This is a genomic window from Pseudomonas sp. GWSMS-1 (genome assembly GCF_049847425.1).
Classification (GTDB): Bacteria; Pseudomonadota; Gammaproteobacteria; order Pseudomonadales; family Pseudomonadaceae; genus Aquipseudomonas.
In genome coordinates this window covers 1,117,142-1,139,750 of sequence record NZ_JBMHHV010000005.1, presented here as the reverse complement: position 1 = coordinate 1,139,750, position 22,609 = coordinate 1,117,142, and the positions used below count along the sequence as shown (strand labels likewise).

Below are 22,609 nucleotides of genomic sequence, written 5' to 3'. Positions count from 1 at the left end.
GCACGGTGACCAGACACCACTGCAGGCACGATGAAAAGCGTCAGGACTCAGTGCGTGCCTGCGCTGCACACCTGTATCGCCCGAACACGCAGATTTGATAAGGGCATTCGAGATGACGGTAAGCCAAATAGAAACGCCAGCGACTGCAGACAACGTCGGCATTGTTGTAGCGGTTCGTGGCAGCGTCATCGACATGCGCTTCGACCTTGCTCTGCCGGCTGTTCACACCCTGCTGCGCGCCGGTGAAGGTGACAGGGTGGCGATTGAGGTATTAGTCCAGCGCGACGCCCATCATGTACGCGGCATCGCCCTGACACCCACTCAAGGCCTGGCGCGCGGCATGCCGGTGCACAACACTGGCGGGCCATTGCTGGCGCCGGTCGGCAAGCCCATTCTCTCGCGCATGTTCGATGTGTTCGGCAACACCATAGACCGCGAGCCGGCGCTGGAAGGCGTGCAGTGGCGCTCGGTGCACAGCCAGCCGCCCCCGCTGGTGCGCCGCTCGACTCAATCAGAGATATTCGAAACCGGTATCAAAGCCATCGACGTGCTCACCCCGCTAGAGCGCGGCGGCAAAGCCGGCTTGTTCGGCGGCGCGGGCGTCGGCAAGACGGTGCTGCTGACCGAAATGATCCACAACATGGTCGGCCATCAACAGGGCGTGAGCATCTTTTGCGGCATCGGCGAGCGCTCTCGCGAAGGCGAAGAGCTGTACCGCGAGATGAAGGCTGCCGGGGTGCTGCCCCATATGGTGATGATCTTCGCGCAGATGAACGAGCCACCTGGCGCGCGCTTTCGCGTTGGCCATGCGGCGCTGACCATGGCCGAGTATTTCCGCGACGACGAGCACCGCGATGTGCTGCTGCTGATCGACAATATTTTCCGCTTTATTCAGGCTGGCTCGGAAGTCTCAGGGTTGATGGGGCGGATGCCATCGCGCCTGGGCTATCAGCCGACCATGGGCACCGAACTGGCGTCGCTGGAAGAGCGCATCGCCAACACCGATAGCGGCGCGATCACCTCGATCCAGGCGGTTTACGTGCCGGCGGACGACTTCACCGACCCGGCGGCGGTGCACACCTTCTCCCACCTGTCGGCGTCCATCGTGTTGTCGCGCAAACGCGCTAGCGAAGGTTTGTTCCCAGCTATCGACCCGCTGCAATCCAGCTCGAAGATGGTCACGCCGGGCATTGTCGGCGAGCGCCACTACCGGTTGGCGCAGGCCATTCGCCGCACGCTTGCGCAGTACGCCGAACTCAAGGACATCATCGCCATGCTCGGCCTGGAGCAGTTATCGCCCGACGACCGCAAGGTGGTGGCGCGCGCGCGGCGGTTAGAGCGCTTTCTCACTCAGCCGTTCTTCACTACCGAACAGTTCACCAATATGAGCGGCAAGCTGGTCAGCCTGGCCGATGCGCTGGATGGCTGCGAACGCATCCTCGCCGATGAATTCAAGGACCTGCCCGAGAGCGCGCTGTACATGATCGGCGCGGTGGATGAAGCCACGGCCAAGGCCAAATCGAGCGGCCAATCAAAGCCCGAACCCGAGACCAAGCCTGAGCAGCACCCCAGCGAGGAGCCCACGCATGCCGCTGATGACGCTTAAGGTGCTGCTGCCGTTTGAGGTGTTCGCCGAGGAAACCCAAGTGGCGCGCATGGTGGTCGAGACCGCGCAAGGCGCGTTTGGCCTGCTGCCGCAGCGCCTCGACTGCGTGGCGTCACTGGTGCCCGGCATCCTCAGTTTCGAGAGTGAGGCGCAGGGTGAGGTGTTTCTCGCCTTGGACGAAGGCGTGCTGGTTAAGACCGGGCCGGATGTAGTGATCTCCGTGCGCCATGCGCTGCGCGGTAAGGATCTGGCGCACCTGCGTGATGCGGTTGAGCAGGAATTCCTCACCCCGGATGAGCAGCAGCAGGCTGTGCGCGCCGCGATGGCCAAACTCGAAACGGGCTTTATGCGGCGCTTCGCCTCGCTGCGTGAGCGTTCCTCATGAAGCCGGAACCGAAACGCACACCGCCTGCCAGCGCCAGCCTGGCCGAACAAGTCGGCGCCAAGGCGACGCGCAAACTCAAAGCCCGGCGCAACGGCGCACCCGGCGTGTGGTTCGGCCTGGGCATGATGGGTTTGATCGGCTGGTCAGTGGCCGTGCCCACGCTGCTGGGCGCAGCGCTTGGCCTATGGCTCGACCAGCAGTATCCCGGTGGCCGTTCCTGGACCCTGGCGCTGCTGATGGCGGGCCTGACTATCGGCTGCTTGAACGCCTGGCATTGGGTCTCTCAGGAAGACCGAGCCATGCACGCCGAACAGGAGGATGAGGATGATCAACAACCCTAACTGGCTGGTCTGGATCGCTGCGCTGCTGGCCGGCGGCGCACTGGGTACGGTGTTCTTCGCCGGCCTGTGGTGGACGGTACGCCGTGCGGCCGATTCGGCAACGCCGGCGCGCTGGTTTATCTCCAGCCTGGTTGTGCGCACCGCCATCGTACTCGCAGGTTTCTACGTCGTCGGCGCAGCGCAGCCGCTGCAACTGGGGCTGTGCCTGCTGGGGTTTGTACTGGCGCGTGTGCTGGTCTTGCGCATCACCCATCCTGGCACCGCCGCACTTGCGCCAGCGCCCCTGCACTCGCGAGGAAAGCCACCATGCGCCTGACCCCCGACAACTGGATTTTCTGGGAGTACGGCTTTATCAAGCTGAACGCTACCATCCTCTTCACTTGGGCATTGATGGCCGTGTTGGTGGTAGGCGCCGCGCTAATCACTCGGCGCCTTGCCACCGGCCATGAACGTTCGCGCTGGCAGAACCTGCTGGAGATTGTGGTGACTGCAATCATGGGCCAGATCAAGGATGTCGGCCTGCACAACCCACGGCGCTACCTGGGCTTTCTCGGCACCCTGTTTCTGTTTGTCGCCGCCGCCGCGCTGGCCACCGTGATTCCCGGTTATGAACCGCCCACTGCATCGCTGTCGACCACCGCTGCGCTGGCCCTGTGCGTACTGGTGGCAGTGCCGCTGTTTGGCATCTCGGGTCAGGGCCTGGGCGCCTACCTGAAATCCTATATGCAGCCCACGCCGATCATGCTGCCCTTCAACCTGATCAGCGAAGTCTCGCGCACCCTGGCGCTGGCGGTACGCCTGTTCGGCAACATGATGAGCGGTGCAATGATCATCGCCATCCTGTTATCGATCACGCCGTTCGTGTTCCCCATCGTGATGACCGTGCTGGGGCTGCTCACCGGCATGGTTCAGGCCTACATCTTTACCATCCTCGCCGCGGTGTACATCGCTGCCGCCACCCGCAGCAGCAAGGCAGCTAGCACGCCTGCGCCAGAACCTGAGCGGCTGCCCTCCCCCATCCACTCACATAAAGGCATACCTTATGGACGCTCTTACCATGATCGCCGTCGCCTCCATCGTTATGGCCGGCCTGACCACCGGCTTCGGTACGATGGGACCGGCCTTGGCCGAAGGCCGCGCGGTCGCCGTTGCGCTCACCGCACTGGCCCAGCAGCCCGATGCATCGGCCACCATCACCCGCACGCTGTTTGTCGGCCTGGCGATGATCGAATCCACGGCGATTTACTGCTTTGTGGTGTCGATGATTCTGATCTTCGCCAACCCGTTCTGGAATGCCGCACTGACTGCCGCCTCCCAGGCAGCAGGAAAATAGACCGTGCTTATCGACTGGTTCACCGTCGGCGCACAGCTGCTCAACTTCATCATTTTGGTTTACCTGATGAAGCGCTTTCTCTATCAGCCGGTGCTGGATGCCATTGCCGCGCGCGAAGATAAAATTGCCACTGAGCTGGCCGATGCCGCCGCGACCAAAGCCAAGGCGCATGCGCAGCGGAGCGAGTTCGAGGAGAAGAATCAGGCCTTTGACGAACAGCGCGCTGACTTGCTGAGCAAGGCCACCGAGGCTGCCAATACTGAACGTGAGCGCCTGCTGGCTGAGGCGCGCAAAACAGCTGAGACGGCGAGTGCGGCGCGGGCGAAAAAACTGCAGGCCGACACCCAGGCGTTGCACGGTGAGATCGTCCGCCAGACGCAGCAGCAGGTGTTCGACATTGCCCGCCGGGTGCTCGGTGACCTGGCCGACGCCAGCCTCGAACAACGCGCCTGCGCGGTGTTTATCCAGCGCTTGCAGGCCGTCGATGGCGAGACGTTGGCCGCCTTGAGCGCGGCACTCAAGGCCACCTCTGCCGAGGAGCCAGCTTTGTTGCGCAGCGCCTTTGACTTGCCCGCCGAGCAGTTGGCCGCGATTCAGGCGGCGCTGGAGGAAACCTTTGGCCAGGCGATTGCGCTCAAGGTCGAGACGGCGCCCGAATTGGTCAGCGGCATCGAACTGAGCGCACAAGGGCAGAAGCTGGCCTGGAGCATTGCCGACTACTTAACAACCTTGTCCGCCACGTTGAACGAGCATCCCGCTGAAGCGGGGGCCGCATGACCACGGCCAGCCCCGACAACAGCCTGCGCAGCGTTTACGACAGCGCGTTTTCCGGCATTCAGCAGTGCGTGCAGGCTTTCAGCGCGCAAATGCTGCCGCGCGAGGTGGGTGCCATCGTCAGCGTTTCCACCGGCATCGCACGAATTAACGGCTTACAGAATGTTGGCTTCGAGGAGCTGCTGGTGTTTCCCGGCGGCCTGTCAGGCATCACCTTTAACCTCGATGAGGACGGCGTTGATGTGGTGTTGCTCGGTGACTACGCGCACCTGCATGCCGGTCAGGAGGTGCAGCGCAGCGGCCGGGTGATGGACGTCGGCGTCGGCGATGCGTTGCTCGGCCGGGTGATCGACCCGCTGGGTCGAGCGCTGGATGGCCTCGGCCCTGTGCGGACCGAACAACGGCTGCCCATCGAGCGCCCGGCAGCGCCGATCATGGACCGCGCACCAGTAACCGAGCCCCTGCAAACCGGGCTGAAAGTACTCGATGCGCTGATCCCTATCGGCCGTGGCCAGCGTGAATTAATCCTCGGCGACCGCCAGACCGGCAAGACCGCCATTGCCCTGGACACCATCTACAACCAGCGCGACAAGAACGTGCTCTGCGTTTACTGCGCCATCGGCCAACGCGCCTCGGCGGTGGCCAAGGCGGTGGCGAACCTGCGCGCCAAGGGCGCACTGGCCTACACCGTAGTGGTGGTGGCCGAAGGCAACGAAGCGCCTGGGCTGTCCTACATTGCGCCGTACGCCGCCACCAGCATCGCCGAGCATTTTATGGAGGCCGGCCGTGACGTGCTGATCGTCTACGACGACCTCACCCACCACGCGCGGGCTTATCGTGAGCTGTCGCTGCTGCTGCGCCGCCCGCCGGGGCGCGAGGCCTTTCCGGGGGACATCTTTTATATCCACTCGCGCATGCTCGAACGCGCCACCCACCTCAACGAGGCGCGCGGTGGCGGCTCGCTGACGGCGCTGCCGATTATCGAGACCGAGGCGCAAAACATCTCGGCTTATATCCCGACCAACCTGATTTCCATTACCGACGGGCAGATCGTGCTGTCGCCATCGCTGTTTGAGCTGGGCGTGCTGCCGGCCATCGACGTTGGCCAGTCGGTCTCGCGGGTCGGTGGCAAGGCGCAGCGCGCGGCTTATCGTGCGGTGGCCGGTGATCTCAAGTTGGCTTACGCGCAGTTCGAGGAGTTGGAAACCTTCGCCCGCTTCGGTGCCCGGCTGGACGAAGACACCCGGCAATCTATCGAGCACGGCAAACGCATCCGCGCCTGCCTGGGCCAAGGCGAATTCTCACCGGTCTCGGTGCCCGCGCAGATCGCCATTCTGCTGGCGCTGAATACCAAGCTGTTCGACCCGGTAGCGCTCGAGCGAATGACTGCGGCCCAGCAAGCGGTTGAGGAAGCCGCCAATGCATTACCCGATGAGCTGCGCACGCGCCTGAGCGGTGTCGACAAATTGACCGACGCCGACCGTGAGCAGGTGAGCGCTGCGGCCCGTCAGGCACTTGCCGCCTTTTCCAGCACCGACGACGGCGCCCCCGGCGCCAAGACTGCAATCGAGGAAACCCCATGAAAATCCAGATCAATACCGACAATCACATCGACGGCAGTGCCGAACTGTCCGCGCACATCAGCGCCACGCTTGAGCATGCGCTGCAACGTTTTAGCGAACAGATCACCCGCGTGGAAGCGCATCTCAGCGACGAGAATGGTGACAAGAATGGCCAGCATGATCAGCTGTGCATGCTTGAGGCCCGCCTCAAAGGGCGCCAGCCGGTGGCCGTGACCGAGTTCGCCGCCACCCAGGAGCAAGCGGTGCATGGTGCAGCGCAGAAGATGGTGCACCTGCTGGACAGCACGCTAGGCCGACTGAACAAGCATCGCGATAAGACCTCCGCCGCACCGGAGCCTGATAGCGAAGCCATGCCAAGCGCATGACTACCACCCTGACTGCATTGCGGCGGCAGATAGGTAGCGCCGGGGATCTCAAGTCCGTGGTGCGCACCATGAAGGCTTCTGCGGCGTCAGCCATTGGCCAGTATGAAAAGTCGGTGGCGGCACTGGCTGACTACGCCCGCACAGTCGAGCTTGGCCTTGGCGTATGCCTGCGTGCAGTCGATCCACATGGAGCACAGCGGCAGGCGCCCAACAACACGGCCGATGACGCGGTGGTGCACGCCATCGTATTTGGCTCCGACCAGGGCTTGGTCGGGCGCTTTAACGAGGTGGTGGTTGAGCATGCACTGGCGGGGCTGCCGCCCTCAGGCAGCTCCAAGACCACAGTAAAAGTCTGGGCGGTCGGCGAGCGCGTGCAGGCGCGCCTGGTCGATGCCGGCATAGCCCTGGAAGGTTCATTTGCGGTGCCGGGGTCGGTGGAGTTGATCACCCAACTGGTCGGGCAAATCCTGCTGACCATCCAACTGCCTGACGACCCCACGATGAGTGCAATGCCGCGCGCCACGCTGCTGCTGTTCTATAACCGCCCCAGCGAGTCCGGCTACAGCCCAGTTAGCCAGCGCCTGCTGCCGCTGGATGCCGCGTGGCAGCGCGAGTTGGCCAGTCAGCCCTGGCCCACGGCGCAATTGCCAGAAGTGCTCGGCAACCCTGCGCCAGCACTGCAAGCCTTTATCCGCGAGCACCTGTTTGTCTCGTTGTTTCGCGCCAGTGCCGAGTCGTTGGCCAGTGAAAACGCCAGCCGCCTCGCCGCCATGCAGCGCGCCGACCGCAACATCGGCGAACTGCTGCAAGAACTGCAGGCCAGCTTTCATCAGTTACGCCAAGCCAGCATCGACGAGGAACTTTTCGATGTGATCGCCGGCTTCGATGCGTTGCAGCCCAGTACCTGAAACATGTCATCTGAACACCGCCCCTAAAACCACTGCGTGCGCTGTCGAACAGACGGCGTAAGGGATGACGCACAGACTGACGGTGGAATTCAGGCCAATCCACGGCTGCATGCCGTGGCTGTTAATCCTCTGCAAAGGTACTTGCTATGACCCAGCCTCTCTCCGACGTTTACCGCTACATCGTCAAGGAACTCGCCCCAGCGCGCACAAGCCCGACGAACCCGCGCTCAGCATCGTCTGTGAGCCCATTAAGGTGCCGGGCGAGCCGAATACCAGCAACACCATCACCTTGCATTTACACGATGGCACCACCCAAGCTGAGGCGCAGGCCATAGCCAGCACCCTGCAGGCCAAGGTCAAAGCGCTGTGCCATGTGCAGGCTGTCGTAGACGGGGTGGTATGAACAGTACCCACACGCCGCCAGCAACCGCATTACCGGTCGCGCAAAACGCCACAAACGCCACCACGCAAGCGCCGCCCAAGCTGGGCCTTAGCCTGCTGGTGGCGCTGGTGGTTGGCTCGATCATCGGCAGCGGTATCTTTGGTCTGCCGCAAAACATGGCGGCGGGCGCCGGCGCCGGCGCCATCCTGATTGGCTGGACCATTACCGGCATCGGCATGCTGTTACTGGTGCGGGTCTACCAGATGCTGTCCATGCGCAAGCCCGAGCTCGACAACGGCGTCTACGCCTATGCCCGCGCACTTTCGGGCGAGCACGTCGGCTTCAACTCGGCCTGGGGTTACTGGGTCAGCGCCTGGATCGGCAATGTCGGCTATTTGGTGGCCGCGTTCGGCGCGCTGGGTTACTTCTTCCCGGTGTTCGGCACAGGCAATTCACCAGCGGCTATTGCCGGTGCTTCGATCGTGCTGTGGGTCATCCACCTGCTAGTGCTGCGCGGCATTCAAGGCGCGGCGGTGCTGAATGCGGTGGTCACGCTGGCCAAGATCGTGCCGCTGCTGCTGTTTATCGCGCTGGTGGCCATGGCCTTCAAGGTGGAAACCTTCAGCCTGAATTTCTGGGGCGATGCCAGCCTCGGCTCGGTGCTTGATCAGGTCAAGAGCACCATGCTGGTCACGGTCTGGGTATTTATCGGCATTGAGGGCGCCAGTGTCTATTCGGCGCGGGCGCGCAAACGTGAAGACGTGGGCCGCGCCACCGTCATCGGCTTTCTGATCTGCCTGCTGTTATTGATGTCGGTGTCGCTGCTGTCCCTCGGGGTCTTTAACCAGCCGACCCTGGCCGGCTTGAAAAACCCGTCGATGGCAGGCGTGCTGGAAGACGCTGTCGGCACCTGGGGCGCGGTACTGATCTACGTCGGCCTGATTGTCTCGGTCGGTGGCGGCTTCCTGGCCTGGATGCTGCTGGCCGCGGAATCGCTGTTCACCCCGGCAGGCGGCGGCGTGATGCCGAAGTGGCTGGGGCAGACCAACGACAAGCACGTGCCGGCCAATGCGCTGTGGCTCACCAACGGCATGGTGCAGCTGTTCCTGATTCTGACGCTGTTTTCCAAGGCGTCTTATCTGGCACTGATCTCGCTGTCGACGGCGATGATTCTGCTGCCCTACCTGTTCAGCGCCGCTTACGGCCTGTTGCTGGCCTGGCGGGGCGAGGGTGTTAAAGCAGCCATCCAGCGTGCTGATGTGCCCATCGCTGCCTTGGCCACCGTTTACTGCTTGTGGCTGCTGTATGCCGCCGGCTTCAAGTACCTGCTGCTCAGCGCCCTGCTTTATGTCCCCGGGGTGGTGCTCTACGCCTGGGCCAAGCGCCAGCGTCAGGAACGCGTGTTCACCCCCTGGGAGTGGGCCATTCTGGCCGCGCTGGTGGTACTGGCCGGCGTAGCCGCCACGCTGCTGATCATGGGTCGACTCGGGCTGTAAGCGCTCTGCATTTTTCATCTCCGTATTTGTGAATAGGAAATCAATGTCATGACGACCCAAGGTTTGCATTCTGAAATTGGCCGCCTGCGCCGTGTACTGGTGTGTCGCCCCGGTCTGGCGCAGCAGCGGCTGACCCCGCTCAATTGCCGCGATTTGCTGTTCGACGACGTGCTCTGGGTCGGCCAGGCACGCAATGATCACGACGCCTTCACCAATGCCATGCTCAGCCGCGATGTCGAGGTGCTTGAGCTGCATGACCTGCTGGCCACCACCATGGCCAATCCAGAGGCGTGCACCTGGCTACTGGATCGCAAACTCGCCCCTGGTACTGTTGATACCGAGTTGGCGCAGCAGCTACGGCCCTGGCTAGAAGAGCTGCCGCCCATGCGTTTGGCTGAACACCTGATCGGCGGGCTGGCGCGCGCCGAGTTGCCGTTTGAGCCCGAAGGACTACTGGCCCGCTATGCGGCTGCGAGCGACTTCCTCCTGCCGCCCCTGCCCAACACCCTGTTCAGCCGCGACAGCAGCTGCTGGATCGGTAAAGGCGTGGTGCTGTGCTCGATGTTCTGGCCCGCCCGCCGTCAGGAAACCCTGCTGACTGCGGCGGTCTACCGCTTCCATCCGCTGTTTGCCGGCAAGGTGACAACCTGGTGGGGTGACCCCGACGTCGATCATGGCGGTGCAACCATGGAGGGCGGCGATGTGATGCCGCTGGGTCATGGCGTGGTGCTGATCGGTAGGGGCGAGCGCACCTCACCGCAGGCGGTCAGCCAACTGGCCCGTGCCTTGTTTGCTCAAGGCGGTGCTACCCATGTGCTGGCGGCGCAGATCCCCAAGTCGCGCGGGGCTATGCACCTGGACACGGTATTCACCTTCTGCGATGTCGACCTGGTGACCTGTTTCCCCGAAATGGTCGACGCGATCCGCGTGCACAGCCTGCGACCAGGCGAGCGTGAAGGCAGCCTGGATGTGCGTACCGAGAGCAAACCCTTCCTTGAAGTGGTGGCCGAAGCACTGGGCCTGGCCAAGCTGCGTTCGGTCGCCACCGGCGGCGACGCCTGGCAGTCCGAGCTCGAGCAGTGGGACGACGGCAACAACCTGCTGGCACTCGCGCCGGGCGTGGTCATGGGCTACTCGCGTAACACCCACACCAACACCTTGCTACGTAAAGCGGGCGTCGAGGTCATCACCGTTTCTGGTTCCGAGCTAGGCCGCGGTCGCGGTGGTAGCCACTGCATGTCCTGCCCGATCGAGCGCGACACGCTCTGATCCCTCAAAAAACGAGAGCACCTTATGAGCTTCAACCTGCATAACCGCAGCCTGCTGGCGCTGAAGGACTTTAGCCCGGATGAGATTCGCTACCTGCTCGACCTGTCTGCCGAGCTGAAACGCGCCAAAGCAGTCGGCAACGAAGTGCCCCGTTTGAAGGGCAAGAACATCGCCCTGATCTTCGAGAAACCGTCGACACGCACCCGCTGTGCGTTCGAGGTCGCCGTGCATGATCAGGGGGGCCATGTCACCTGCCTCGATTCCGGCACCTCGCAACTGGGGCACAAGGAGTCGCTGAAAGACACCGCCCGCGTACTCGGGCGCTACTACGACGGTATTGAGTACCGTGGTTTCCACCAGAGCGTGGTTGAGGAGCTGGCGCTGTACGCCAAGGTACCAGTGTGGAATGGCCTGACCGATGAGATGCACCCCACGCAGATTCTCGCCGACCTGCTGACCATGCAAGAGTTCGGTGAAAAGCCGCTGCACGAACTGAGCTTCTGCTACCTGGGCGACGCCAGCTTCAACATGGGCAGCTCGCTGCTGGTGGGCGGCACGCTAATGGGCATGGATGTGCGCCTCTGCTCACCGGCTGACCTGCAACCGCCCGCTGAGCTGGTGGCGCAGATGCGCGAGCTGGCGGTAAAAACAGGTGCGCGTATCACCCTGGAGACCGACCCACTCAAGGCTGTGGCCGGTGCGGACTTTCTCTACACCGATGTCTGGGTCTCGATGGGCCAGGACGACGCGGTGTGGCAGCAGCGTATCGACAAATTGCTGCCCTATCAGGTGACCACGGCGCTGATGCAGGCCACCGGCAAGCCACGCGCCAGGTTTATGCATTGCCTGCCCGCCTTCCATAACCTGGAAACCGAAGTGGGCCGCGAGGTGCATGAAAAATATGGCCTGAGCGAAATCGAGGTCACCGACGAAGTATTCGAGTCCGAGGCTTCCATCGTCTTCACCCAGGCTGAAAACCGCATGCACACCATTAAAGCCGTGCTGGTGGCGACCCTCGGATGACGCCTTGCGGAGCTGACGTATGAGAGTCGTCGTGGCCCTGGGCGGCAATGCACTGCTGCGCCGCGATCAGCCGCCGACAGCGGACAATCAGTTGGCGAATATTCGTCGCGCCGCGGCCCAATTGGCCCGCGTGGCCGAACACCACGACCTGGTGCTGACTCACGGCAACGGCCCACAGGTAGGGTTATTGGCCCTGCAAGCGGCGGCTTACATAGACGTGGACGCCTACCCGCTGGACGTTTTAGGCGCGCAGACCGACGGCATGATTGGCTACCTGCTTGAGCAGGAACTGGCCAATCTGCTCCCTGCAACGCGGGCGATAACAACGCTGATCACCCGTGTAGAAGTGGATGCGCAGGACCCGGCCTTCGGCCACCCGAGCAAACCCATCGGGCCGACCTACACCCAGGTCGAGTCCGAGCGTGTCGCGGCGGCCAAGGGCTGGAACATGGCGGCGGACGGTGCTTCGTTCCGGCGCGTGGTGGCCTCGCCCCAGCCGCTGCGTGTGCTCGGGATACAGGTCATCCGCTGGTTACTGGAGCATGGCGCGCTGGTGATCGCGGCCGGCGGCGGTGGTATCCCGGTGGCGTGCAATGGCGAGGGCAACGATCTGCATGGCGTTGAGGCCGTGATCGATAAGGACCTGTGCAGCAGCCTGCTCGCCCGCGAACTGCACGCCGACGTACTGGTCATCGCCACCGACGTGCCAGCGGTCTACCTCGACTGGGGCCAGCCCACACAACGCGCCCTCGGCAAGGTCACGCCACACGAGCTGAGTGAGCATGACTTCGCCGTGGGCTCGATGAAACCTAAGGTCGACGCCGCGCGGGCCTTTGTCCTCGCCACTGGCCGGCGCGCAGTAATCGGCTCACTTGAGCAGATCGAGGCCATGCTCGCCGGCAGCGCCGGCACTCAGGTTTGCCAGGCACCAGCAGAAGCAGCCACCTAAAACCCTGATCTCAGACAAAGCGTTCTGCACGCAATAGGCTTATATAGATAGGAGAACGTCTCGGTGAATAACCCAAGGTGGCCCGATGGACTTTAAGGATTACTACAAGACACTCGGGCTTGAGCCCGGTGCAGATGACAAGGCGGTCAAGGCGGCCTATCGCAAACTGGCGCGCAAATATCACCCCGACGTCAGCAAGGAAAAGGACGCGGAAAATAAATTCAAGGAAGTCGCCGAAGCCTATGAGGTGCTGAAAAGCGCTGAAAAGCGCGCCGAGTACGATGAGCTGAGTAAATACGCCGAGCACGGCCGGCCCTTCGAGCCGCCGCCTGGGTGGCAATCCCAGGGCCATGCCGGCTTTGCCGATGGCATGGGCGGCGACAGCGACTATTCAGATTTTTTCGAGTCCTTATTCGGCGCAGCTGGACGCAGCCATCGCGGCGGCGGCCGCAGCGGCGCACGGCGTGGCCAAGACGTGGAGATGGAGCTGGCGCTGCTACTCGAAGAAACCCTCGCGGATGAGACGAAGACAATCGCCTTCCAATTGCCGCAGTACAGCCCCGACGGCCAACCACTGCCCGCCCTCAACAAGACCTTAAACGTAAAAATCCCACGCGGTGTGAGCAACGGCGAACGCATTCGCCTGAAGGGCCAAGGTGCGCCCGGGTTGGGCGGCGGCGCGAATGGCGACCTGTACCTAATTATTCGCTTTGTCCCGCACCCGCTGTTCGACGTTGAGGGGCATAACCTGATTCTCACCGTGCCATTGGCACCCTGGGAAGCGGTGCTGGGCGGCCAGGTCACGGTGCCCACGCTGACCGGCAAAATTAACCTGCGCATTCCCGCCAACACCCAAAGTGGGCAACGGCTGCGCATCAAAGGTAAGGGGCTGCTCAGCAAATCTGGCGAGCCGGGCGATCTCTACGCGCTATTCAAGATCGTTATCCCGCCTCAAACCGGCGAGCCAGAACGCGCACTCTGGGCGCAACTGGCCGAACAAGCCGCTTTTAACCCGCGCGCGCAGTGGAGTCAGTGATGAGCAGCCTAATCATGCAATTAGACATTCACGAGTTTTGCCAACGTGCCGAGCTGCCGCAGACGGTTGTGCTGGAAATTGTCGAGCACGGCATCGTCGAACCCGCAGGCCTGACACCCGATCAATGGCAGTTCGATGCCGACGCACTGGCCATCGTCAAGCGTGCGTTTCGCTTGCAAGCCGAACTGCAAATTGAATGGGCCGGTATTGCCCTGGCGTTGCAGTTGCTTGATGATCTGGAGCAGCTGCGCGCCGATAACAGCCATTTACGCCGGCGCTTGAGCCGCTTCGAGCAACCCTAGCCGGCCCTGCGTGACACCAAGCCGTGCAGTTGCAAACTCCCTCTGTTTAGCTAATCAAGGTAACTATGTCAGTCAGCCGTAAATGGATCGTTCCTGCCGCGAGCATTGCCGTCGTGGCAATAATCGCCGGCTTACTCTGGTACACCCTGCGCCCTACTGGCCTGGGAGATGGTTTCGCCAGCGGTAACGGGCGCATTGAAGCCACCGACGTCGACGTGGCCAGCAAGCTGCCCGGCCGAATCGCCAGTATCGACGTTGAGGAAGGCCAGTTCATTCAACCCGGGCAAATCATTGCCCGCATGGACACCCAGGTACTTGAAGCGCAGTTGGCCCAGGCCCAGGCACAAATGCGTCAAGCGCAGAACAGCCAGCTGACCGCACGCGCCCAGGTTCGCCTGCGCGAAAGCGAGAAGGTCACCGCCGAGGCGATTGTTCGTCAGCGCCAGGCAGAAGTGTCGGCCGCACAAAAACGCCACGGTCGCAGTGCCATTCTGGTTAAACGCAATGCCATGGCGCAGCAGCAACTGGACGATGACCTCGCCCGCCTGCAAAGCACTCAGGCAGCGCTGGCCGCCGCGCAGTCTCAAGTGATCTCGGCTGAAGCGGGCATTGCCGCCGCACAGTCGCAGGTGATCGAGGCGCAATCTGCCGTGGAAGCCACCCAAGCCAGCGTGGCCCGCTTGCAGATCGACATTGAAGACAGCCAGCTCAAAGCACCGCGCGGCGGCCGCGTGCAATACCGCATCGCCGAACCCGGCGAAGTCATCGGTGCGGGCGGCAAGGTGCTTAATCTGGTTGATCTGAGTGATGTCTACATGACCTTCTTCCTGCCCGAGCAGCAGGCTGGCCGGGTCGCGCTGGGCGCCGAGGTGCGCTTGGTGATCGATGCCATACCGCAGTATGTGATCCCAGCCGAAGTCAGCTATGTGGCCAGCGTCGCTCAGTTCACCCCGAAAACCGTGGAAACCGCCAGCGAGCGCGAAAAACTCATGTTTCGCGTTAAAGCACGTCTGGATCCTGAACTGCTGCAACGCCACCTCAAGCAAGTAAAAACCGGCGTACCCGGCGTGGCGTATCTGCGCCTCGACACACAGGTCGAGTGGCCTGAGCATCTGGCGATTAAGGTTCCGCAGTGAGCATAGCCGCGGCAACCGTCGCACAGCTGCATGATGTCAGCCTGCACTACGGCAAAACCTGCGCCCTCAATGCCGTCAGCCTGGAAGTACCGGCGCAACGCATGGTCGGCTTGATCGGCCCGGACGGCGTGGGCAAGTCCAGCTTGCTGGCGCTGATTGCCGGTGCCCGTAAAATCCAGAGCGGGCAGATCGAGGTGCTCGGTGGCGACATGGCCAGCCGCGACCACCGCCGGCAGGTTTGCCCGCATATCGCCTACATGCCCCAAGGGTTGGGCAAGAACCTCTACCCAACGCTCTCGGTGATCGAGAACCTGGACTTCTTCGCCCGCCTCTTCGGCCAGGCCGAGGCCGAGCGCAAGAGCCGTATCGATGACCTGCTGCGCAGCACCGGTCTCAGTAAATTTGGCGAACGCCCGGCGGGCAAGCTATCGGGCGGCATGAAGCAAAAGCTCGGGCTCTGCTGCGCCTTGATCCACGACCCCGACTTGCTGATCCTCGACGAGCCCACCACCGGGGTCGACCCGCTGTCGCGTAACCAGTTCTGGGAGTTGATCGAGCGCATTCGCGCCCAGCGCCCACAGATGAGCGTGCTGGTGGCCACGGCTTACATGGAAGAAGCCGAGCGTTTTGATCATTTGATCGCCATGGATGATGGCGCCGTAATGGCCACCGGCAGCCCGGCCGAGCTGCTGCAACGCACAGGCTGCAAACACCTGGAAGAGGCCTTTATCGCCCTGATGCCGGAAGCCAAGCGCAAGGGCCATACGCAATTGGTCATCCCGCCACGGCCCGCAGGCGAACAGGAAATTGCCATTGAGGCGCGTGACCTGACCATGCGCTTCGGTGATTTTGTCGCGGTCGACCACGTCGACTTTCGCATTGAGCGCGGGGAAATTTTCGGCTTTCTCGGCTCCAACGGCTGCGGCAAAACCACCACTATGAAGATGCTTACCGGCTTGTTGCCTGCCAGTGAGGGGGAAGCCCTGCTGTTCGGCCAAACGGTAGACGCCAACGACATGGCCACGCGCAAGCGGGTTGGCTATATGTCGCAAGCCTTCTCGTTGTACGGCGAATTGAGTGTGCGGCAGAACCTGGTGTTGCATGCCCAGCTATTTCACGTACCGACCTCCGAGATTACCGCGCGGGTAACGGCCATGGCCGAGCGCTTCAACCTTGGCAGCGTCATGGACCAGCTGCCTGAACGCTTGCCGCTGGGCATTCGTCAGCGGCTATCGCTGGCGGTGGCGGTCATCCATAAACCGGAAATCCTCATCCTTGATGAGCCGACCTCAGGCGTCGACCCGATTGCCCGCGATGTGTTTTGGCAACTGATGCTCGACCTGTCACGCGATGACGGCGTGACCATCTTCATCTCCACCCATTTTATGAACGAAGCGTTGCGCTGCGACCGCATCTCCTTGATGCACGCGGGCAAGGTACTGGACAGCGATACGCCACAGGCACTGATGGACAAACGCGGCCTGCCGACCCTGGAGGCGACCTTTATCGCCTACCTGCAAGAGGCAGTTGGCAAGCCCGCACCCGCCGAAGCCCCGGCATCCGCTCCGGACGCGAGCAGCGCCGCCGCTCGCCCGGCCGCGCGCCGACGTTTCAGCTTGCTACGGCTGTTTAGCTATACCCACCGCGAAACCCTGGAGCTGCGCCGCGACCCGATTCGCGGCAGCATGGCGCTGTTCGGCAGCCTGCTGCTGTTGTTCATCATCGGCTATGGCATCAGCCTGGATGTGGAAAACCTCACCTACGCCGTGCTCGACCGTGACCAAACCACCACCAGCCAGGCGTATGCACTCAACCTGGCTGGCTCGCGCTACTTCCTTGAGCAAGCGCCGCTGCACGATTACGACGAACTGGAACGGCGCATGCGCAGCGGCGAAATCAGCCTGGCGGTGGAAATACCGCCTAACTTTGGCCGCGACCTCAAGCGCGGAGCCGTGCCGCAGATTGGTATGTGGCTCGACGGCGCGATGCCCATGCGCGCCGAAACCATCAAGGGGTATGTCACTGGTCTGCATGCCAGTTACCTGCAACAACTGGCACGCCAGAGCAGCGCCTCGACCAGCAGCAGCCTGCCGACGTTGGAAGTGCGCTACCGCTACAACCCGGACGTGGAAAGCCTCAATGCCATGGTGCCGGCAGTGATCCCGCTGCTGCTGATGCTGATTCCGGCGATGCTCACCGCCCTTGGCGTGGTGCGTGAAAAGGAGCTGGGCTCGATCATCAACCTGTATGTCACGCCGGTCACTCGCCTGGAGTTCCTGCTTGGCAAGCAGCTGCCGTATATCGCCCTGGGCATGCTCAATTTCATCTTATTGCTGATGGCCGCCGTCTTCGTCTTCGACGTGCCGCTCAAGGGCAGCCTGCTGGCCCTGCTGACTGGCGGCCTGCTGTACATCAGTTGCGCCACGGCTATGGGCCTGCTGATGTCGACCTTCACCCGCAGCCAGATTGCCGCGGTATTTGGCACGGCCATCGTCACCCTGATTCCGGCCATTCAGTTTTCAGGGCTGATTTACCCGGTGTCCTCGCTGGAAGGCTTTGGCGCCGTGATTGGGCAGATTTACCCCACCTCACACTTTTTAATCATCAGTCGCGGGGTATTTTCCAAGGCCCTCGGCTTCGTTGAGCTGTACCGCTACTTCATCCCCCTGCTGATCACCATTCCCGTTCTGCTGGCGCTGTGCACCAGCCTACTGAAGAAGCAGGAGGCCTGACATGGCGCAGCTGGCGAATATCTTTCACCTGGGGCTCAAGGAGTTGCGCAGCCTGCAACGTGACCCGGCGTTGCTGTTGCTGATTGTCTGGGCCTTCACCTTGGGCATTGTCACGGCCGCTACCAGCATGCCGGAGAGCCTGCACAATGCCTCGATAGCCGTGGTCGACGAGGACCGCTCGCCGCTCTCGGCCCGCTTGATTGATGCCTTTCAGCCGCCGTTTTTCCGCGCGCCGCAACGCATCGAACTGAACCAAATGGACCACGGCATGGACTCCGGCCAGTACACCTTCACGCTGAATATCCCGCCCGATTTCCAGCGTGATGTACTCGCCGGGCATAGCCCAGCGATTCAGCTCAACGTCGATGCGACCCAAGTGAGCATGGCCTTCACTGGTGCGGGCTATATCCAAATGATCGGCGCCCAGGAAGTCAGCGCGTTCTTGCGTCACTACCGCGCCGATCTGCCGCAGCAGGCTGAATTGGCCGTGCGCGTCGCGTTTAACCCGAACCTGACGCGCAGCTGGTTCGGCTCGGTGATGGAGGTGATCAACCAGATCACCATGCTGTCGATCATCCTCACCGGTGCCGCGCTGATCCGTGAGCGTGAGCACGGCACCATCGAACACCTGCTGGTGATGCCCGTAACGCCGCCTGAGATCATGCTGGCCAAGGTCTGGTCGATGGGCCTAGTGGTGTTGGTGGCCACCGCGCTGTCGTTACTGTTGGTGGTGCAGGGCTGGCTGCAGGTGCCGATTGCCGGCTCGCTGCCGCTGTTTCTGTGCGGTGCGCTGCTGCATCTGTTTGCCACCACCTCAATGGGGATTTTCTTCGGCACCATCGCGCGCTCAATGCCACAACTGGGCTTGCTGATCATTCTGGTGCTGATCCCACTGCAGATCCTCTCCGGCGGCACCACGCCGCGCGAGAGCATGCCTGAACTGGTGCAGCAGATCATGCTGGTGGCGCCGACCACCCACTTCGTCGACCTGGCCCAAGCGATCCTTTACCGCGGTGCAGGCTTTGCCACCGTTTGGCCGCAGTTCTTGGCGATCATCGCCATTGGCGCGTTGTTTTTTGCCGGCGCGCTGCTGCGCTTTCGCAAGACGCTGGCGCAGATCAACTGAAGGCTGGCCGCTCATTGCGGGAGCCTTGTCGGCCAGCGTCCGTGTTTAGTCCGGCTTGAGCGCAGTAAAGCGCAGCCGCAGGGCGTTGCTGATCACCGAGACTGAGCTGAGGCTCATCGCCAGCGCGCCGATCATCGGCGACAACAGCCAGCCGGTGAACGGGAACAGCACACCGGCGGCCAGCGGCACGCCGAGCATGTTGTAGAGGAAGGCAAAGCCGAGGTTTTGCTTCATGTTGCGCACCGTGGCCACCGACAACTCACGTGCTGTAGCAATGCCGCGCAGATCGCCCTTGACCAGGGTGAGCTGTGCGCTGTTCATCGCCACGTCGGTGCCGGTGCCCATGGCGATGCCAACATTGGCCTTGGCCAGCGCCGGTGCATCGTTGATGCCGTCACCCACCATCGCCACGATTCGCCCCTCTTTTTGCAGGCGCTCGACCAGCTGTAACTTATCAGCCGGCTTGACCTCGCCATGCACCTCCTCGATGCCCAAACGCTTACCCACGGCCTGCGCCGTCGTCAGGCCATCGCCGGTGGCCATGATGATGCGCAGCCCCGACTTGCGCAGCGAATCCAAGGCATCTGCGGTGGTCGCCTTGATCGGATCGGAGACCGCCAGCAGCCCCGCCAATTTGCCGTCCACTGCCAGGTGCATAACGCTGGCGCCCTGCCCGCGCAATTCTTCGGCCTGGCTCGCCAATGACGTCACATCGATATCCAGCTGCTGCATCAGCGCCGGGTTGCCAATGGCCAGGGATTTACCAGCCACCACCCCCTTCACGCCGATGCCCGATGCGGAGTCGAATTCTTCGGCTTTTTCCAGCTCCAGTTTGCGCTCTCGCGCCGCGCTGACAATAGCGGCAGCCAAGGGATGCTCGCTGCCCTGATCGAGGCTGGCAGCCAGGCGTAGCACCTCGTCGTCGCTAAAGCCATTGACGCCTAGCGAGCGCTCAAATGCTGGTTTGCCCTCGGTCAACGTGCCGGTCTTGTCGACGATTAGCGTATCAACCTTGCACAGGTTCTCGATGGCCGCCGCATCGCGAAACAACACGCCATGCGTGGCGCCTCGACCCGTGGCGACCATAATCGACATCGGCGTGGCCAGCCCCAGCGCGCACGGACAGGCAATGATCAACACCGTCACGGCCGTGATCAGCCCATAAACCCAGCTTGGTTGTGGGCCAAAAAAGCCCCAGGCGAAGAACGTCAGCAGCGCGATGCCAACCACGCCATACACGAAATACGCCGCCACGCTATCGGCCATGCGCTGCATCGGCGCCTTCGAGCGCTGCGCCTGCGCGACCATCTGCACAATCTGCGCGAGCACGGTGGACGAGCCCACATGTTCGGAGCGCATCAACAAGGCGCCACTGGTATTCAGCGTGGCGCCAATTAGCTTGTCACCCTCGCGCTTGCTGACGGGCAAGGGTTCGCCGGTGAGCATTGACTCGTCGAGCGAGCTGCTGCCTTCGAGTACCACACCATCCACCGGCACCTTCTCGCCTGGCCGCACGCGCAGGCTGTCGCCTTCGTGTACATGGCTCAGAGGGATGTCTTCTTCGCTGCCGTCGGCGTTTACCCGGCGCGCGGTTTTCGGCGCCAGGCCGAGCAAGGATTTAATCGCCGCCGAGGTTTTCGAGCGCGCCTTGAGCTCCAGTAATTGGCCGAACAGGGTCAGTGAAATAATCACCACGGCGGCCTCAAAGTAGACCGCTACACGGCCCATCGAGATAAACGAAGCCGGGAACACGCCGGGCGCCAGGGTGGCCACCACGCTGTAAATAAAGGCAGCACCAGTACCCAGGCTGATCAGCGTCCACATATTGGGGCTGCGTTTGATCACCGATTGCACGCCGCGCACGAAGAACGGCCAGCCGGCCCATAGCACCACCGGTAGTGACAGAATCATCTCGATCCAACTCTGTGTGGCCATGTCAAACCAGCCAAGCTGATGACCGAACATGGCGAGCACCATGACAATCACCGACAGCGGCAGCGTCCACCAGAAACGCCGGGTAAAGGACGCCAGCTCAGGGTTTTCGTCATCGTCGAGTTCGGGCACGACAGGCTCCAGGACCATGCCGCACTTGGGGCAATCGCCCGGATGGTCCTCGCGGATCTCCGGGTGCATGGGGCAGGTGTAGAGCGCTGCACCCTCGCCTGCCTCTGCTGCCGAGTCTTTTTCTGCATCTGCTGCGGGGGGCGACGATTGGCTGTAGGTGTCCGGTTCGGCGCGGAATTTGGCCAGGCACTTGGCGCTACAGAAGAAGAACGCTTTACCCGCGTGCTGCGCCTGATGCGCGGACTGATCGGTGACGGTCATGCCGCATACGGGATCCTTCAGTGTGGGTTGCTGTTCTGAGGTGTCAGGTCGCTGCTCGTCGTTGTCGGTGCTGGTTTTCGTGTCCATGCGTTGCTCCATCCCGGTTTGGCAAATGCCGGGTGATGGCCCCTAACTGCTTCGCAGGCGCCGGCGGGTTATTGATCGCGTCGCTCAGCGCCATGCCGCCCTGCATGACCCTCATGCCTCATGCCTCATGCCTCACGCGGCACACGCATCGATAATCCGCCTGTGCTGGCGGCTGATCTGTACGCTGCAACACGTAGGGCAGCGGCGCCTGTGCTCACATCAGCCCGGGCGTTACTGATTTTTTGGCAGAGCCTTTCGCTCCGACGCGCAGGCTTACGCTTAGAAAATACTAGTCGGCTAAACATGTCGCATCAGTCAACTCGATAATCTAGGCCGCAGCAGTTCCAGTGGCCGCTCTCCAGCGCCATACTGCAGCCCTCTCAAACACCCTCGTGTTTTAACGATCGCGGCGGCTTGTTCGCGCACTCGGGTTTACGTGTTTACCGCAAACGCGGGGTGGTCAATTTAGCCACCTACGTAACCGCACAGGCGCTAGGCTCATTCAAGGGTCTATGCTTGCCCTGCTCAAGTAGCCGGCCCCTTGAACGGCGCACAGCTTTTTAGGCAACCACGTGAAATATTCAACACTTACTGCAGCGCTGCTCTGCCTGTTGTTCGGCCCCCTTGTTCGGGCTGAGCCGTATCAGGTCGTGACCGAAGAGTGGGCCCCCTACAACTACCAAGTGAACAATCAGCTCACCGGCATGACCACGGAGATCATCCGGGCCATTATGGCCCTGACCGGTGATAACTTTGAGATGGTTCTAGTGCCCAGCATGCGAGCCTCCCACACCTTACAAACCCGCCCGAAAACCATCCTGTATTCAATGTTCCGCACAGCGCAGCGTGAGCCGTTATACAAGTGGGTCGGGCCGATCGTGGAAGAGTCTATTTACCCCTATCAGTTGGCCAATACCTCGCAGCCGATAACCTCCCTGGAGCAACTTCTGCATGCTCCGCAGATCACCACGCGCCATGCCGGCCTGGTCCCCGATATGCTGCAATCACTGGGTTTCAACAACCTCGATAAGAGTGCCGTCAATAGCCACCAGCTCTACCGCATGCTGCTGGCCGGACGAACCGACATCATCATTGGCGACACTGCGGCAGGGGTGGCTTACTACAGCCGCGAGTTGAATATCCCAACCGGGACATTGCGGCAGATTCCCCTCGAACTGTATCGCTCACCGCTGTACATCGCCTTTAGCCTCGACTCTGACGATGAACTGCTCGCTGCATGGGCCAACGCCTTAGCGCAGCTGCGCCAATCGGGTGAGCTGGAGCGCATCCAGCGGCGGTACGAGCAACCTATAGGGCAATAAAAGCGCTGCCTGATAACGGCCATTCGGCACGATGCAGCCACCACAGGGGAGCGATAAGCTGAGTTTGTGCGTGGCAGTCATCAGCACGGCATCAGGTTAAAAAAAACGGGAGCACAAGGCCCCCGCTTC

21 protein-coding genes and 1 pseudogene are annotated in these 22,609 nt (G+C 62.1%); 21 read left to right on the top strand and 1 reads right to left on the bottom strand.

Annotated elements, in window-relative coordinates:
* The first annotated feature begins 112 nt into the window (after positions 1–112).
* The 20 genes and pseudogenes from atpD (at position 113) to ACEPAJ_RS08800 (ending at position 18,746) form a co-directional block, all read left to right on the top strand.
* On the top strand, positions 113–1,606 hold the full coding sequence (atpD, locus tag ACEPAJ_RS08895) for a F0F1 ATP synthase subunit beta (RefSeq protein ID WP_425914552.1): 1,494 nt from the start codon (positions 113–115) through the stop codon (positions 1,604–1,606).
* The gene (locus ACEPAJ_RS08890; RefSeq protein ID WP_425914551.1) at positions 1,587–1,991 is read left to right on the top strand and encodes a F0F1 ATP synthase subunit epsilon; all 405 of its coding nucleotides are present in this window, start codon (positions 1,587–1,589) and stop codon (positions 1,989–1,991) included. Before atpD ends, ACEPAJ_RS08890 begins: the two co-directional genes overlap by 20 nt.
* Entirely contained in the window at positions 1,988–2,332 is a 345-nt protein-coding gene (locus ACEPAJ_RS08885; protein WP_425914550.1) for an AtpZ/AtpI family protein, read from the top strand. The genes ACEPAJ_RS08890 and ACEPAJ_RS08885 overlap by 4 nt, the downstream gene beginning before the upstream one ends.
* Positions 2,316–2,648 carry an ATP synthase subunit I gene (locus ACEPAJ_RS08880; protein WP_425914549.1) on the top strand — a complete coding sequence of 111 codons (333 nt, stop codon included), beginning with the start codon at positions 2,316–2,318 and terminating at the stop codon, positions 2,646–2,648. Before ACEPAJ_RS08885 ends, ACEPAJ_RS08880 begins: the two co-directional genes overlap by 17 nt.
* Positions 2,639–3,274, top strand: a pseudogene (locus ACEPAJ_RS08875) (F0F1 ATP synthase subunit A); the annotation flags it as partial. The gene ACEPAJ_RS08880 and the pseudogene ACEPAJ_RS08875, both read left to right, overlap by 10 nt.
* A 100-nt stretch (positions 3,275–3,374) precedes the next feature.
* Positions 3,375–3,665 (top strand): F0F1 ATP synthase subunit C, encoded by a 291-nt coding sequence (locus tag ACEPAJ_RS08870; RefSeq protein ID WP_405118214.1) that lies wholly within the window; start codon positions 3,375–3,377, stop codon positions 3,663–3,665.
* A 66-nt stretch (positions 3,666–3,731) separates the two neighbouring features.
* Positions 3,732–4,442 carry a F0F1 ATP synthase subunit delta gene (locus ACEPAJ_RS08865; RefSeq protein ID WP_425914548.1) on the top strand — a complete coding sequence of 237 codons (711 nt, stop codon included), beginning with the start codon at positions 3,732–3,734 and terminating at the stop codon, positions 4,440–4,442.
* Positions 4,439–6,022 carry an alternate F1F0 ATPase, F1 subunit alpha gene (locus tag ACEPAJ_RS08860; protein WP_425914547.1) on the top strand — a complete coding sequence of 528 codons (1,584 nt, stop codon included), beginning with the start codon at positions 4,439–4,441 and terminating at the stop codon, positions 6,020–6,022. The genes ACEPAJ_RS08865 and ACEPAJ_RS08860 overlap by 4 nt, the downstream gene beginning before the upstream one ends.
* Positions 6,019–6,387 (top strand): HPF/RaiA family ribosome-associated protein, encoded by a 369-nt coding sequence (locus ACEPAJ_RS08855; protein WP_425914546.1) that lies wholly within the window; start codon positions 6,019–6,021, stop codon positions 6,385–6,387. The genes ACEPAJ_RS08860 and ACEPAJ_RS08855 overlap by 4 nt, the downstream gene beginning before the upstream one ends.
* Positions 6,384–7,295 carry a F0F1 ATP synthase subunit gamma gene (locus ACEPAJ_RS08850; protein WP_425914545.1) on the top strand — a complete coding sequence of 304 codons (912 nt, stop codon included), beginning with the start codon at positions 6,384–6,386 and terminating at the stop codon, positions 7,293–7,295. The genes ACEPAJ_RS08855 and ACEPAJ_RS08850 overlap by 4 nt, the downstream gene beginning before the upstream one ends.
* A gap of 64 nt (positions 7,296–7,359) precedes the next feature.
* Positions 7,360–7,698 carry a hypothetical protein gene (locus tag ACEPAJ_RS08845; RefSeq protein ID WP_425914544.1) on the top strand — a complete coding sequence of 113 codons (339 nt, stop codon included), beginning with the start codon at positions 7,360–7,362 and terminating at the stop codon, positions 7,696–7,698.
* Complete coding sequence (gene arcD, locus ACEPAJ_RS08840; protein WP_425914543.1) at positions 7,695–9,173, top strand: arginine-ornithine antiporter; 1,479 nt, start codon at positions 7,695–7,697, stop codon at positions 9,171–9,173. Before ACEPAJ_RS08845 ends, arcD begins: the two co-directional genes overlap by 4 nt.
* Positions 9,174–9,221: 48 nt before the next feature.
* Positions 9,222–10,442: an arginine deiminase gene (locus ACEPAJ_RS08835; protein WP_425914542.1), complete on the top strand. Its 1,221-nt coding sequence runs from the start codon at positions 9,222–9,224 to the stop codon at positions 10,440–10,442.
* A gap of 24 nt (positions 10,443–10,466) precedes the next feature.
* The gene (gene argF, locus ACEPAJ_RS08830; RefSeq protein WP_425914541.1) at positions 10,467–11,465 is read left to right on the top strand and encodes an ornithine carbamoyltransferase; all 999 of its coding nucleotides are present in this window, start codon (positions 10,467–10,469) and stop codon (positions 11,463–11,465) included.
* Positions 11,466–11,484: 19 nt separating this feature from the next.
* Positions 11,485–12,414 carry a carbamate kinase gene (arcC, locus tag ACEPAJ_RS08825; RefSeq protein WP_425914540.1) on the top strand — a complete coding sequence of 310 codons (930 nt, stop codon included), beginning with the start codon at positions 11,485–11,487 and terminating at the stop codon, positions 12,412–12,414.
* Between the two features lie 85 nt (positions 12,415–12,499).
* On the top strand, positions 12,500–13,450 hold the full coding sequence (locus ACEPAJ_RS08820) for a DnaJ C-terminal domain-containing protein (RefSeq protein WP_425914539.1): 951 nt from the start codon (positions 12,500–12,502) through the stop codon (positions 13,448–13,450).
* Positions 13,450–13,752 (top strand): chaperone modulator CbpM, encoded by a 303-nt coding sequence (locus ACEPAJ_RS08815; RefSeq protein ID WP_425914538.1) that lies wholly within the window; start codon positions 13,450–13,452, stop codon positions 13,750–13,752. Before ACEPAJ_RS08820 ends, ACEPAJ_RS08815 begins: the two co-directional genes overlap by 1 nt.
* 65 nt (positions 13,753–13,817) lie before the next feature.
* Positions 13,818–14,888 carry an HlyD family secretion protein gene (locus tag ACEPAJ_RS08810; RefSeq protein WP_425914537.1) on the top strand — a complete coding sequence of 357 codons (1,071 nt, stop codon included), beginning with the start codon at positions 13,818–13,820 and terminating at the stop codon, positions 14,886–14,888.
* Positions 14,885–17,620 carry a ribosome-associated ATPase/putative transporter RbbA gene (gene rbbA / locus ACEPAJ_RS08805; RefSeq protein ID WP_425914536.1) on the top strand — a complete coding sequence of 912 codons (2,736 nt, stop codon included), beginning with the start codon at positions 14,885–14,887 and terminating at the stop codon, positions 17,618–17,620. The genes ACEPAJ_RS08810 and rbbA overlap by 4 nt, the downstream gene beginning before the upstream one ends.
* Before the next feature lies 1 nt (position 17,621).
* Entirely contained in the window at positions 17,622–18,746 is a 1,125-nt protein-coding gene (locus ACEPAJ_RS08800; RefSeq protein WP_425914535.1) for an ABC transporter permease, read from the top strand.
* A 45-nt stretch (positions 18,747–18,791) separates the two neighbouring features.
* On the opposite strand, the gene ACEPAJ_RS08795 is transcribed toward ACEPAJ_RS08800, so the two are convergent.
* Positions 18,792–21,158 (bottom strand): heavy metal translocating P-type ATPase, encoded by a 2,367-nt coding sequence (locus tag ACEPAJ_RS08795; protein ID WP_425914534.1) that lies wholly within the window; start codon positions 21,156–21,158, stop codon positions 18,792–18,794.
* A 572-nt stretch (positions 21,159–21,730) separates the two neighbouring features.
* Between ACEPAJ_RS08795 and ACEPAJ_RS08790 the strand changes: the two genes are divergently transcribed.
* Complete coding sequence (locus tag ACEPAJ_RS08790) at positions 21,731–22,480, top strand: substrate-binding periplasmic protein (protein WP_425914533.1); 750 nt, start codon at positions 21,731–21,733, stop codon at positions 22,478–22,480.
* The last annotated feature ends 129 nt before the right edge of the window (positions 22,481–22,609 follow it).